General features: G+C 71.0%; 9 protein-coding genes. 8 read left to right on the top strand and 1 reads right to left on the bottom strand.

Going from position 1 to position 12,665, the window contains the following annotated elements; translation table 11 throughout:
- Positions 1 to 193 precede the first annotated feature (193 nt).
- The 3 genes from AC5P09_RS08645 (at position 194) to sucB (ending at position 5,237) form a co-directional block, all read left to right on the top strand.
- A complete protein-coding gene (locus AC5P09_RS08645; RefSeq protein WP_493873252.1) occupies positions 194 to 1,723 on the top strand; it encodes a leucyl aminopeptidase in 1,530 nt (509 codons plus the stop codon).
- Between the two features lie 251 nt (positions 1,724 to 1,974).
- On the top strand, positions 1,975 to 3,363 hold the full coding sequence (lpdA, locus tag AC5P09_RS08640; RefSeq protein WP_482710863.1) for a dihydrolipoyl dehydrogenase: 1,389 nt from the start codon (positions 1,975 to 1,977) through the stop codon (positions 3,361 to 3,363).
- A 53-nt stretch (positions 3,364 to 3,416) separates the two neighbouring features.
- Positions 3,417 to 5,237, top strand: coding sequence for a 2-oxoglutarate dehydrogenase, E2 component, dihydrolipoamide succinyltransferase (gene sucB, locus AC5P09_RS08635; RefSeq protein WP_493873251.1), 1,821 nt, complete (start codon positions 3,417 to 3,419; stop codon positions 5,235 to 5,237).
- A gap of 59 nt (positions 5,238 to 5,296) precedes the next feature.
- Here the strand turns inward: sucB and AC5P09_RS08630 are convergent, their stop codons facing one another.
- Positions 5,297 to 5,995: a hypothetical protein gene (locus tag AC5P09_RS08630; protein WP_493873250.1), complete on the bottom strand. Its 699-nt coding sequence runs from the start codon at positions 5,993 to 5,995 to the stop codon at positions 5,297 to 5,299.
- Between the two features lie 236 nt (positions 5,996 to 6,231).
- Between AC5P09_RS08630 and AC5P09_RS08625 the strand changes: the two genes are divergently transcribed.
- The 5 genes from AC5P09_RS08625 (at position 6,232) to AC5P09_RS08605 (ending at position 12,648) form a co-directional block, all read left to right on the top strand.
- Positions 6,232 to 6,855 (top strand): GntR family transcriptional regulator, encoded by a 624-nt coding sequence (locus AC5P09_RS08625; RefSeq protein WP_266440705.1) that lies wholly within the window; start codon positions 6,232 to 6,234, stop codon positions 6,853 to 6,855.
- Positions 6,856 to 7,122: 267 nt separating this feature from the next.
- On the top strand, positions 7,123 to 9,834 hold the full coding sequence (gene aceE / locus AC5P09_RS08620; protein ID WP_493873249.1) for a pyruvate dehydrogenase (acetyl-transferring), homodimeric type: 2,712 nt from the start codon (positions 7,123 to 7,125) through the stop codon (positions 9,832 to 9,834).
- A gap of 93 nt (positions 9,835 to 9,927) precedes the next feature.
- Entirely contained in the window at positions 9,928 to 10,917 is a 990-nt protein-coding gene (locus AC5P09_RS08615; RefSeq protein ID WP_493873248.1) for a helix-turn-helix transcriptional regulator, read from the top strand.
- A 56-nt stretch (positions 10,918 to 10,973) separates the two neighbouring features.
- Positions 10,974 to 11,492: a DUF4240 domain-containing protein gene (locus AC5P09_RS08610; RefSeq protein WP_493873310.1), complete on the top strand. Its 519-nt coding sequence runs from the start codon at positions 10,974 to 10,976 to the stop codon at positions 11,490 to 11,492.
- A 262-nt stretch (positions 11,493 to 11,754) separates the two neighbouring features.
- Positions 11,755 to 12,648 carry a helix-turn-helix domain-containing protein gene (locus AC5P09_RS08605; protein WP_493873247.1) on the top strand — a complete coding sequence of 298 codons (894 nt, stop codon included), beginning with the start codon at positions 11,755 to 11,757 and terminating at the stop codon, positions 12,646 to 12,648.
- Positions 12,649 to 12,665: the final 17 nt, after the last annotated feature.

Here is a 12,665-nt window from a genome sequence, read left to right as displayed (position 1 = left end):
GGCCAGGACGCCACCGATGGGTGAATGGCCGTAGGAATGATCGACAGCGAGCCCGAGCGTAGGCTCAGGGCGGGTGTTTACCTGCCCTGGTAAAGACCAGGCCGCAAGAGAGTTCCAGGGTCGGTTTTCGGGCTCGGCCGACCCACCCTTGTCCGGCCGCACAGGACTTTCAAGGAAGCGAGATTTCACCACCGTGACTGCTCTCACTCTCAGCACCGCCGCGGCGCCCGGCCTTCGGGCCGACGCGATCGTGATCGGTGTGGCCAAGGGTGCCGAAGGCCCGGTCGTCGCACCGGGCGCCGAGGCCGTGGACAAGGCGTACGACGGCAGGCTCGCCGGCGTCCTGGAGACCCTCGGTGCCTCCGGTGCCGAGGGCGAGGTGACGAAGCTGCCCGCGCCGGCCGGCTTCAAGGCGCCGCTCGTGGTGGCGGTGGGCCTGGGCGCCGAGCCCGAGAAGGGCTCCGGCTTCGACGCGGAGGCGCTGCGCCGGGCCGCCGGCGTTGCCGCCCGCACCCTCTCCGGCGCCAAGAAGGCGGCGTTCGCGCTGCCGCTCGCGGACGCCGCGGACGCGGGTGTGGTGGCCGAGGGCGTCCTCCTCGGGGCGTACTCCTTCGACACCTACAAGGAGAACGGCAAGAGCGACGCCAAGGCCAAGAACGGCAAGGCGCCGCTCGCAGAGGCCTCCCTGCTCGGCGGCAAGCCCCGCGACCGCGCCTACAAGGCGGCGATCGAGCGGGCCGCCGCGGTGGCCGAGGAGCTCAACCGCGCCCGCGACCTGATCAACATGCCGCCGAACGACCTCGACCCCGAGGCGTTCGCCGCCGTCGCGCAGGCCGCGGCCAAGGAGCACGGCATCAAGGTGCAGGTGCTCGACGAGAAGGCCCTGGTCAAGGGCGGCTACGGCGGCATCCTGGGCGTCGGCGCCGGGTCGGCGGCGGGCCCGCGGCTGGTGAAGCTGTCGTACACCTCCTCGAAAGCGAGCAAGCATCTCGCCTTCGTCGGCAAGGGCATCACCTACGACTCGGGCGGCATCTCGCTCAAGCCGGCCGGCCACAACGAGACCATGAAGTGCGACATGAGCGGGGCGGCCGCGGTGTTCGCCGCGGTGGTCGCCGCCGCGCGGCTGGGTCTTGAGGTCAACGTCACCGGCTGGCTGGCGCTGGCCGAGAACATGCCCTCGGGCTCCGCGACCCGGCCCGGTGACGTGCTGCGCATGTACAGCGGCAAGACCGTGGAGGTGCTCAACACCGACGCCGAGGGCCGGCTGGTCCTCGCCGACGCGCTGTGGGCCGCCTCCCAGGAGAAGCCGGACGCGATCGTGGACGTGGCGACGCTGACCGGCGCGATGATGCTGGCGCTGGGCAACCGCACGTTCGGGATCATGGCGAACGACGAGGCGTTCCGCTCCGCGATCCACGAGGCCGCGGAGGAGGTCGGTGAGCCGGCCTGGCCGATGCCGCTGCCGGAGCACCTGCGCAAGGGGATGGACTCCGCCACGGCCGACATCGCCAACATGGGTGAGCGGATGGGCGGCGGCCTGGTCGCCGGTCTGTTCCTGCGGGAGTTCGTGGGTGAGGGGATCACCTGGGCGCACCTGGACATCGCGGGACCGGCCTTCAACGAGGGCGGGCCCTTCGGGTACACGCCGAAGGGCGGCACGGGGACGGCGGTGCGGACTCTGGTCCGGCTGGCCGAACTGACGGCCGCGGGCGACCTGGGCTGAGGTCCTTTTCGGTGACGGGGCCCCGCGCGCGGGTAGGGCGGGGCCCCGTCGCCTTGCCGTGGCACATGTGACGGCACAGGAGAGTGCGACGTCTCACACACCAGCCCGGCGTCTCTTCCCGCGCCGACAAGTGCGAAGATGGGCCTCGGCAGGACAGGGCCCCACCGAAGGGCCGAAGAACGAGCGGCCGGACACCAGCCGCCGACCGGTCACCGCAGACCGGCGTGGCGCACATGCATGGAGGACGTGACGTGGCGAACGACGCCAGCACCGTTTTCGACCTAGTGATCCTCGGCGGTGGTAGCGGTGGTTACGCCGCGGCCCTGCGCGGGGCTCAGCTGGGCCTGGACGTCGCCCTGATCGAGAAGGACAAGGTCGGCGGTACCTGCCTGCACCGGGGGTGCATCCCCACCAAGGCCCTGCTGCACGCGGGCGAGATCGCCGACCAGGCCCGCGAGAGCGAGCAGTTCGGTGTGAAGACCACCTTCGAGGGCATCGACATCGCCGGGGTCCACAAGTACAAGGACGGCGTCATCGCCGGCCTGTACAAGGGCCTGCAGGGACTGGTCGCCTCCCGCAAGGTGACGTACATCGAGGGTGAGGGCCGCCTCTCCTCCCCCACCTCCGTCGACGTGAACGGCCAGCGCGTCCAGGGCCGCCACGTCCTGCTGGCGACCGGCTCCGTGCCGAAGTCGCTGCCGGGCCTGGAGATCGACGGCAACCGGATCATCTCCTCCGACCACGCCCTCGTCCTGGACCGGGTGCCGAAGTCGGCGATCGTCCTCGGCGGCGGTGTCATCGGCGTCGAGTTCGCCTCCGCGTGGAAGTCCTTCGGCACGGACATCACGATCATCGAGGGCCTCAAGCACCTGGCCCCCCTCGAGGACGAGAACTCCTCCAAGCTTCTTGAGCGCGCGTTCCGCAAGCGCGGCATCAAGTTCAACCTGGGCACCTTCTTCTCGAAGGCCGAGTACACCGCCGACGGCGTCAAGGTCACCCTCGCCGACGGCAAGGAGTTCGAGGCCGAGCTCCTGCTGGTCGCGGTGGGCCGCGGGCCCGTCTCCGCCGGTCTCGGCTACGAGGAGCAGGGCGTCGCCATGGACCGCGGCTACGTCCTGGTCGACGAGTACATGCGCACCAACGTCCCGACCATCTCCGCCGTCGGTGACCTGGTCCCCACCCTCCAGCTCGCGCACGTCGGCTTCGCCGAGGGCATCCTGGTGGCGGAGCGTCTGGCCGGTCTGAAGACCGTTCCGATCGACTACGACGGTGTCCCGCGGGTGACGTACTGCCACCCCGAGGTCGCCTCCGTGGGCATCACCGAGGCCAAGGCCAAGGAGATCTACGGTGCGGACAAGGTCGTCGCTCTGAAGTACAACCTCGCGGGCAACGGCAAGAGCAAGATCCTGAACACCTCGGGCGAGATCAAGCTCGTCCAGGTCAAGGACGGTGCCGTGGTCGGCGTCCACATGGTCGGCGACCGCATGGGCGAGCAGGTCGGCGAAGCCCAGCTGATCTACAACTGGGAGGCGCTGCCCGCCGAGGTCGCGCAGCTCATCCACGCCCACCCGACGCAGAGCGAAGCGCTCGGCGAGGCCCACCTGGCCCTGGCCGGCAAGCCCCTCCACTCGCACGACTGACCCTCGGTCGACGAACCCCCAGACTTCCGCACTTGTAAGGAGCAACCGAAACCATGGCGGTTTCCGTAACCCTTCCTGCGCTCGGTGAGAGCGTCACCGAGGGCACTGTCACCCGCTGGCTGAAGGCCGAGGGTGAGCGCGTCGAGGCCGACGAGCCGCTGCTCGAGGTGTCGACCGACAAGGTCGACACCGAGATCCCCTCGCCCGCCGCCGGCGTCCTGGCGTCCATCAAGGTCGCCGAGGACGAGACCGTCGAGGTCGGCGCCGAGCTGGCCGTCATCGACGACGGCACGGGGGCGCCCGCTGCCGCTCCGGCCCCGGCCGCCGAGCCGGCCCCTGCCGCCGCTCCCGAGCCGGCTCCGCAGGCCGCCCCGTCCACCGAGCAGGCCGCCCCGGCGCCTGCTCCCACCGCCGAGGCCGCCTCCGGCGGCGGCTCCGCCGAGGGCACGGACGTCGTCCTGCCCGCGCTCGGCGAGTCCGTCACCGAGGGCACCGTCACCCGCTGGCTCAAGGAGGTCGGCGACTCCGTCGAGGCCGACGAGCCGCTGCTCGAGGTCTCCACGGACAAGGTCGACACCGAGATCCCGGCGCCCGTCTCCGGTGTGCTGCTGGAGATCACGGTCGCCGAGGACGAGACCGCCGAGGTCGGTGCCAAGCTGGCCGTCATCGGCGCCCCGGGCGCGGCTCCGGCCGCTGCTCCGGCCCCTGCGGCTCCGGCTCCCGCGCCCGCCGCCGAGGCTCCTGCCCCGGCTGCGGCGCCCGCCCCCGCGGCTCCGGCCGCTCCGGCTCCGGCTCCGCAGGCGCCCACGGCTCCGGCCCCGCAGCAGCAGGTCACCCCGGCTCCCGAGCCGGCCCCGGCCGCTCCGGCGCCCGCCCCGGCTCCGGTCACCCCGGCCGCGGCGCCCGCCGCCACCTCCGGTGACGACGGCGCCTACGTGACCCCGCTGGTGCGCAAGCTCGCCGCCGAGAACGGCGTCGACCTGGCCACCGTCAAGGGCACCGGCGTCGGCGGCCGCGTCCGCAAGCAGGACGTCATCGCCGCCGCCGAGGCCGCGAAGGCCGCCGCCGCAGCTCCGGCTCCGGCCGCTGCCGCGACTGCCGGAGGCCAAGCCGCCGCCGCTGCCAAGAAGGCGCCGGTCCTGGAGGCCTCCCCGCTGCGTGGCCAGACCGTCAAGATGCCGCGCATCCGCAAGGTCATCGGCGACAACATGGTCAAGGCGCTGCACGAGCAGGCGCAGCTGTCCTCGGTCGTCGAGGTCGACGTCACGCGCCTGATGAAGCTGCGCGGGAGGGCCAAGGACGCGTTCGCGGCCCGTGAGGGCGTCAAGCTCTCCCCGATGCCGTTCTTCGTCAAGGCGGCGGCCCAGGCGCTGAAGGCGCACGCGCCCGTCAACGCCCGGATCAACGTGGACGAGGGCACGATCACCTACTTCGACACCGAGAGCATCGGTATCGCGGTGGACTCCGAGAAGGGCCTGATGACCCCGGTCATCAAGCACGCCGGTGACCTCAACATCGCCGGCATCGCCAAGGCCACGGCGGAGCTCGCGGGCAAGGTCCGCGCCAACAAGATCACCCCGGACGAGCTGTCCGGCGCGACCTTCACCATCAGCAACACCGGGTCGCGCGGCGCGCTCTTCGACACGATCATCGTGCCGCCGGGCCAGGTCGCGATCCTCGGTATCGGTGCCACGGTCAAGCGTCCGGCCGTCATCGAGACGGAGGAGGGCACGGTCATCGGCATCCGCGACATGACGTACCTGACCCTCTCCTACGACCACCGTCTGGTGGACGGCGCCGACGCGGCCCGTTACCTGACCGCGGTCAAGGCGATCCTTGAGGCGGGCGAGTTCGAGGTCGAGCTCGGCCTGTAAGCCTCAGCAGTGCCTGTACGGTGCCCCGTCCGGAGTCCTCCGGACGGGGCACCGCGCTGTCACCGGGGCGTCAGCCTCTTGTCCGACCACCCCACCAGCGACTCCACCCACACATTGGGGACGGCCATCTTCGGCGCGGGCACCAGGCCCCGCGTCCGGTACGCCTTCAGCACGTCGGACGTGGCGTCCAGGCAGTCCCGCGAGGTGAGCTTCCCGGTCCTCGGGTCGACGCCCACGAGGAAGCCGCGTTCGGCGACGGTACGGATCATCGACCGCGCCGCCGGCACGTCGCTCGTCGAGGAGGACGTGCAGCGGTAGCGGCTGTACGGGTGCTCTGACCTGCCGGGATAGTGCGCGTCCCGGGACATCTCGCTGAGCATGCGCGCGTACGTCCCCTCCGCCTGCCAGGCGCCGATGTCGCCGCCCGGCGGCGTGTACAGCCTGCCGCTCGGGTTCTCGATCGCGCCGTACACCCAGCGGTCGGTCCCGGTGATCCGGAAGCCCCAGCCGACATGGCCGAACTTCTGCGCCCCGTCCGGCTTGACGAAGACACAGGCGCCGCCCGCTCCCCGGGCTGCGCCCGCCATTCCCGTGATCTGTTCCGTGACCTCTTCCGTGCTCTCTTCCGTGATCGTGCGGCCCGGCTTCGCCTCCGCCCGGGTGGGCGTCTGCTGGCAGCCCGTCACCCCCACCAGCGCGCCGATCACGGCCGCCGCGGCCGTCCAGCGCAGTGCTCCACGCCGTCCCCCGATGTTCATGTCGCCCCCACTCGTGCCGAGGGCGCCCCGCGCGGGAGCCCTCTGCCGACGGCGACACCGAAGGAGCCCGCGGGGTTCCCCGTATTGACAGAAGACGCCGAGCTGAGAGCGTGTAAGCCTCGTCTCACCTGCGCGAAAGCGCCCCCGTGCGCCCCTCCTCCATGGGCCCGCGGCCTTATTGTCTAAACGTCAAACGCCCCCGGGGCCGATGGGCGGCCCCTCCCTAAGGAGCCCTCATGACCGCGCCCGTCGTCCACTCGCTGCGCGAGCAGATCCGCGAGCACATCGTGGAGGGGATCGTCAGCGGGCGCTGGAAGCCGGGCGAGCGGATCGTGGAGCGCCGAATCGCCACCGAGCTGGAGGTCAGTCAGACCCCGGTGCGCGAGGCGCTGCGCGAGCTGGAGTCGCTGCGGCTGATCGAGTCGGCGCCGAACAAGGGCGTACGGGTGCGGAACCTGACCGCGGCCGACCTGGAGGAGAGCTACCCGGTCCGGGCCGGTCTGGAGGCGATCGCGGCGGAGCTGGCGGCGGGGCGGCTGGCGCACGACTGCTCGGCCCTGGAGCCGCATGTCGCCGCGCTCTACGAGGCCGACCGCGCGTCGGACGGGACGGCCCAGGTGCGGCACACGGTGGCCTTCCACCGGGAGATGGTCCGGGCGGCGGGCAACTCGGTGCTGCTGCACACCTGGGAGGGGCTGGGCATCGAGGTCTTCACCGCGCTGTCGATCCGCTGGCTGGGGACGGTCCAGCAGTCGTACGCGGAGGAGCACGAGGAGTTGGTGGCCGCGTTCCGCCGCCAGGATCCCCGGATCGCCGAGATCGTGAAGGCACACGTGCTGGGCTGCGCACCGCAGGCGTGACCCCTGAGCGGTACCGCGCTCAAACGTCTGCCGACCTGCGAAAACCCCTGCAATGAGCGGCACCCGGTGTCTTTCTCGAAGGCACCCCGTGCCTACTTTCTCGTGATCAAGAGGTTTTGCCTCTCAACCCTTTGATCGATCATCGATCAGGGAGTTAGAGTCTCGACGGGCTTCCACCGAGGCCCCAGCCCTGTCCTGCCAAAGACCTAGGGCACCCCCGAACCCTTACCGATGAGGGAACCCCCTTCGACTGAGGAAGGCGGCGACATGACCGACCCCAACGCCATCCAGCCGAGCGCGCTCGACCAGCTCCCGGACCGGGACCCGGAGGAGACCGCCGAATGGCAGGCCTCACTGGACGCGGTCGCCAAGGCGGCCGGGCCGCACCGCGCGGCGTACCTGATGCGGCGCACGCTGGAGCGGGCCGAGGGCACCGGCATCGCGCTGCCCAAGCTCCTCGAGACCGACTACGTCAACACCATCCCGACCGCCGCCGAGCCGTCCGCGCCCGGTGACGAGGCGATGGAAGCCCGGATCACCGCCTGGAACCGTTGGAACGCGGCGGCGATGGTCAGCCGGGGCAGCAAGTACGGCGTCGGCGGCCACATCGCCACCTTCGCCTCCGCGGCCTGGCTGTACGAGACGGGCTTCAACCACTTCTTCAAGGGCAAGGAATCCCAGGAATCGCCCGGCTCCGGCGACCAGCTGTACATCCAGGGCCACGCCTCCCCCGGTATCTACGCCCGTGCCTTCCTCGACGGCCGGCTCAACGAGGACCACCTCGACAACTTCCGCCGCGAGTCCGGCGGCAACGGCCTCCCGTCGTATCCGCACCCCCGCCGCCTGCCCTGGCTGTGGGAGTTCCCGACGGTGTCGATGGGCCTCGGCCCGCTCTCCGCGATCTACCAGGCGCGCTTCAACCGCTACCTCACCGCCCGCGGCATCAAGGACGTCTCCCAGTCGCACGTCTGGGCCTTCCTGGGCGACGGCGAGATGGACGAGCCCGAGTCGACGGCGGCCCTCGGACTGGCCTCCCGCGAGGGTCTGGACAACCTGACCTTCGTCATCAACTGCAACCTGCAGCGCCTGGACGGCCCGGTCCGCGCGAACTTCAAGATCGTGCAGGAGCTGGAGGCCCAGTTCCGCGGCGCCGGCTGGAACGTCATCAAGACGCTGTGGGGCACCGCCTGGGACGAACTGTTCCGGCTCGACACCACGGGCGCGCTCGTACGCCGCCTGCGCGAGGTACCCGACGCCCAGGTGCAGACGTACCAGACGCGCGACGCCGCCTACATCCGCCAGGACTTCTTCGGCAAGGACCCGGCGCTCGTCGAGATGGCGAAGCTGCTGAGCGACGACAAGATCCTCGAGTGCTTCCACCTCTCCCGCGGTGGCCACGAGGCGCGCAAGGTGTACGCGGCGTACAAGGCGGCCGTGGACTTCAAGGGCGCCCCGACGGTCATCCTGGCCCAGACGGTCAAGGGCCACACCCTCGGCGAGGGCTTCGCGTCGAAGAACGCCAACCACCAGATGAAGAAGCTCTCGGTGGACGAGTTCAAGACGATGCGCGACCTGCTGGAGCTGCCGATCTCGGACAGCCAGTTCGTCGACGGGGTCGTGCCGTACGGCCACCCCGGCGCCGACTCCCCCGAGGTCCGCTACCTCCAGGAGCGCCGCGCGGCCCTCGGCGGCCCGGCCCCGGCCCGCCGTACCCATCCCCTGGCCCCGCTGCCGGCCCCGTCGGAGAAGGCGTTCGCCTCCTTCGACAAGGGCTCCGGCACGCAGAACGTCGCGACCACGATGGCCTTCGTCCGGCTCGTCAAGGACCTGGTCCGCGACAAGGAGTCCGGCAAGCGCTGGGTGCCGATCGTCCCCGACGAGGCGCGCACCTTCGGCATGGAGAGCCTGTTCCCGTCGCTCGGCATCTACTCGCCCAAGGGCCAGACGTACGAGCCGGTCGACCGCGACCAGCTGATGTACTACAAGGAGGCCACGAACGGCCAGATCCTCAACGAGGGGATCACCGAGGCCGGTTCGATGGCCGACTTCATCGCCGCGTCCACCGCGTACTCCACGCACGGCGAAGCGATGATCCCGTTCTACATCTTCTACTCGATGTTCGGCTGGCAGCGCACGGCCGACCAGATGTGGCAGCTCGGCGACCAGCTCGGCCGCGGCTTCCTCGTCGGCGCCACGGCCGGCCGGACGACCCTGACGGGCGAGGGCCTCCAGCACGCCGACGGCCACTCGCCGGTCATCGCGGCGACGAACCCCGCCGCGCTGACGTACGACCCGGCGTTCGCGTACGAGGTCGCGACGATCGTCAAGGACGGTCTGCGCCGGATGTACGGCGAGGCGGCCCCGGGTGAGGACCAGAACGTCTTCTACTACCTGACCGTCTACAACGAGCCGCTGCCGCAGCCCGCGAAACCGTCGGGCCTCGGCATCGACGAGGGCATCGTCAAGGGCCTGTACCGGTTCAGCACGGCGGAGTCGGCCGGGCTCTCACCGGTGGCGAACGCCCCGCGCATCCAGCTGCTGGGCTCCGGCACGGCGATCCACTGGGCGATCAAGGCGCAGAAGCTGCTCGCCGAGGAGTGGGGCGTGGCCGCCGACGTGTGGTCCGCGACCTCCTGGACCGAGCTGCGCCGCGACGCGCTGGAGGCCGACGCGGCGCTGCTGCAGGGCGAGGAGCGGGTGCCGTACGTCCGTCAGGCGCTGCACGGCGCCGAGGGCCCGGTGCTCGCGGTCTCCGACTACATGCGTCAGGTCCCCGACCAGATCGCGCAGTGGGTGGAGCAGGACTACTCCTCGCTGGGCGCCGACGGCTTCGGCCTCTCGGACACCCGTGACGCGGCCCGCCGCCACTTCGGTGTCGACGCCGAGTCGATCGTCGTCGCCGCCCTGGCCCAGCTCGCGAAGCGCGGCGAGGTCAAGGCGACCGCGGTGAAGGAAGCGCGGGCGAAGTACGGCCTGTAGGACCTGAGGTCCGCTGACATCGATGAAATCGATGAAGGGGTACGGCCGCCGCCGTGCCCCTTCGTTGTCAGTGGCGCCCGGCATCATGGCCGTATGCGTGCTGCCCGTCTGATCAAAATGGTGCTGCTGCTCCAGTCCCGGCCGTCCATGACCGCCGCCGAGCTGGCGCGGGAGCTGGAGGTGTCCGAGCGGACCGTCACCCGCGACGCGCAGGCGCTGTCGGAGGCGGGGGTGCCGGTGTACGCGGACCGGGGGCGGGCCGGAGGCTACCGGCTGATCGGCGGGTACCGCACCCGGCTGACCGGGCTGGCCCGCGGCGAGGCCGAGGCGCTGTTCCTGTCCGGGGTGCCGGGGGCGCTGCGGGAGATGGGCCTGGAGGACGCGGCCTCGGCGGCCCGGCTGAAGGTGTCGGCGGCCCTGCTGCCGTCGTTGAGCGACGCCTCCCGAACCGCCGCGCAGCGCTTCCACCTGGACGCGCCGAACTGGTTCAAGGAGCCGAAGACCCCCGAACTGCTGCCCGCCGTCGCGGACGCGGTGTGGGACGACCGGCGGATCACCGCGCGCTATCGCGGCCGGGAAGCGGAGGCCTCGCAGGACGTCGTGCGCGAGCTGGAGCCGTACGGGCTCGTCCTCAAGGCGGGCGTCTGGTACCTGTGCGCGCGGGTGGCGGGGCAGAGCGACTCCTACCGGGTGTACCGGATCGACCGGTTCACCGTGGTGACGGTCGGCGAGGAGCGGTTCGACCGGGACGAGGAGTTCGATCTGCCGGGCTTCTGGGACGAGCGGGCCGAGCAGTTCGCCCGGTCGCTGCTGCGGGCGGAGGTGGTGGTGCGGCTGTCCGGGGACGGGGTGCGCAGACTGCCGTACACCGTCGATCCCCTGTCGGCCCGGGAGGCGCTGGCAGCGGCCGGTGACCCGGACGGTGACGGGCGGGTGACGGTGACCCTGCCGGTGGAGTCCGAGGAGGTCGCGCACACGCAGCTCGCGGCGCTCGGGCCGGAGGCGGAGGTGCTGGCACCGGAGAGCCTGCGGGCGCGTTTCGCCAACGACACGGCCAGACTGGCCGCGCTGTACGGGACATAACAATCCGCCCCACTCCACGTGCGTCCCACCTCTTCAGGGCCGATGCTGGACCCGTGATGGACGAGACGGAGTTCTGGGAGCTGGTGGACGCCACCCGCGAGGCCGCCGAGGGCGACCCCGAGGAGCAGGCGGACCTGCTCGTGGACCGTCTTCTCCAGCTTGACCCGGACATGGTCCTCGACTTCGCCCGTCACTTCGAGGCCCGCTACAACCGCGCCTACACCTGGGACCTGTGGGGCGCCGCCTGGGTCCTGCTGGACGGCGCGAGCGACGACGCCTTCGACTTCTTCCGGTGCTGGCTGATCGGCCAGGGCCGCGAGGTGTACGAGGGCGCGGTGCACGCCCCCGACTCGCTCGCCGACCTCCTGGACGACTTCGACGAGGAGATCGACGGCGACGGCGAGGAACTCGGCTACGCGGCGGACGAGGCCTACGAGCAGCTCACCGGCACCGTCGCCCCCGACCTGGGCATCGCGCCCGCCCCCTCCGAGCCGGAGGGCACACCGCTCGACTTCGAGGACGAGTCGGTGCTGGCCGGGCGGTATCCGAAGCTGTGGGAGCGGTTCAGGGGCTGACCCCGGCCGACGCCCTGAACGGGGACTTCGCGCCCGGAACCCGCTCGCCCTCACCGCTGGACGGACCGTCAGAAATCCCGCCGTAGGGGCGTGTTCCCCTTTTCTCGTGCTCTGGAGGTAGGGTAGGGCAATCCACCGGGGCAGCCAGGTGGCAAGCCGTACCCGGGCAGTCTGCCACCTGGCAGTCTGCTCACCGGCTGTCCGCCAGGTGGCAACCACCCTGGAACACTCCGTCACCCTCGGAAGGTGGGACTACGAGGAGATGGCTTCGAAGGATCCCGCCGTGGAGCGGCGCCGGGTGCGGCTGGCCCTGCGCACGTTCCGCAACGAGGCGGGCCTGAACCAACCGGACGTGGCGCAGGCCCTGTCCTGGTCACCGTCCAAGGTGATCCGCATCGAAGGCGGCTCGGTCGGTGTGTCCGTGACCGATCTGCGTGCTCTGCTCGATCTCTACGGCATTACGGAGTCCGATGTCCGGCAACAGCTCGAGGAGGCCGCCCGTGAGAGCCGGAAGCCTCCGTGGTGGAGCCCCTACCGGGACGTGGTGGACCCCCAGTTCGCCGTATACCTCGGCTTCGAGAGCGTGGCCGCCGAGTTGTACGCCTACGACCCCACGTTCGTCCCGGGACTCCTGCAGACCGAGGCCTACACGCGCGCGCTGCTCAACAGCCGGCACTCTGCCGAGAGGGGTGACGCGATCGTGGCGCTGCGCGCGGAGCGCCAGGACCGGCTGCTGTGCGAGGCCTCGGAGCCTCGACTGAACTTCCTGGTCGACGAGGCCGCGCTACGGCGCTGGATCGGTGGACCGGCCGTGATGCGCGAGCAGTTGCGGCACCTGAAGTCCGTCGCGGAACTCGGCCACGTCGACCTGGGCGTCGTCCCCTTCGCCCTCGGTCTGCATCCGGTGCTGCGCAACGGCTCGATCGCCCTGACGTTCAAGGACGACAGTGACGTTCTCTTCGTGGAAGGTCCGAACGGCGCGCTGACGACCCGCGACGACCAGGAAAGTGTCGTCGGCTACCTGACGAAGTTCGACAAGTCCCGCACCGATGCCCTCTCGGGCAGCGCTGCGGTCCGCTTCATCGACGAGGTGCTGGCCCAGTACCCGCACGGCCCTGCGACCGCGTCGAACGCCCTGCGGGACGCCCCGTCCTAGCAGGAGCTTCGCCCCCC

This window comes from Streptomyces sp. a15, assembly GCF_059026085.1.
Note: the sequence above shows the minus strand (reverse complement) of the source record. Positions and strands in the feature narration are given on the sequence as shown.

Coding starts and splice junctions, on each gene's coding strand:
- sucB (WP_493873251.1), top strand. CDS start 3,417: ATGGCGGTTTCCGTAACCCTTCCTGCGCTCGGTGAGAGCGTCACCGAG.
- AC5P09_RS08605 (WP_493873247.1), top strand. CDS start 11,755: ATGGCTTCGAAGGATCCCGCCGTGGAGCGGCGCCGGGTGCGGCTGGCC.
- AC5P09_RS08610 (WP_493873310.1), top strand. CDS start 10,974: ATGGACGAGACGGAGTTCTGGGAGCTGGTGGACGCCACCCGCGAGGCC.
- aceE (WP_493873249.1), top strand. CDS start 7,123: ATGACCGACCCCAACGCCATCCAGCCGAGCGCGCTCGACCAGCTCCCG.
- AC5P09_RS08625 (WP_266440705.1), top strand. CDS start 6,232: ATGACCGCGCCCGTCGTCCACTCGCTGCGCGAGCAGATCCGCGAGCAC.
- AC5P09_RS08615 (WP_493873248.1), top strand. CDS start 9,928: ATGCGTGCTGCCCGTCTGATCAAAATGGTGCTGCTGCTCCAGTCCCGG.
- AC5P09_RS08630 (WP_493873250.1), bottom strand. CDS start 5,995: ATGAACATCGGGGGACGGCGTGGAGCACTGCGCTGGACGGCCGCGGCG.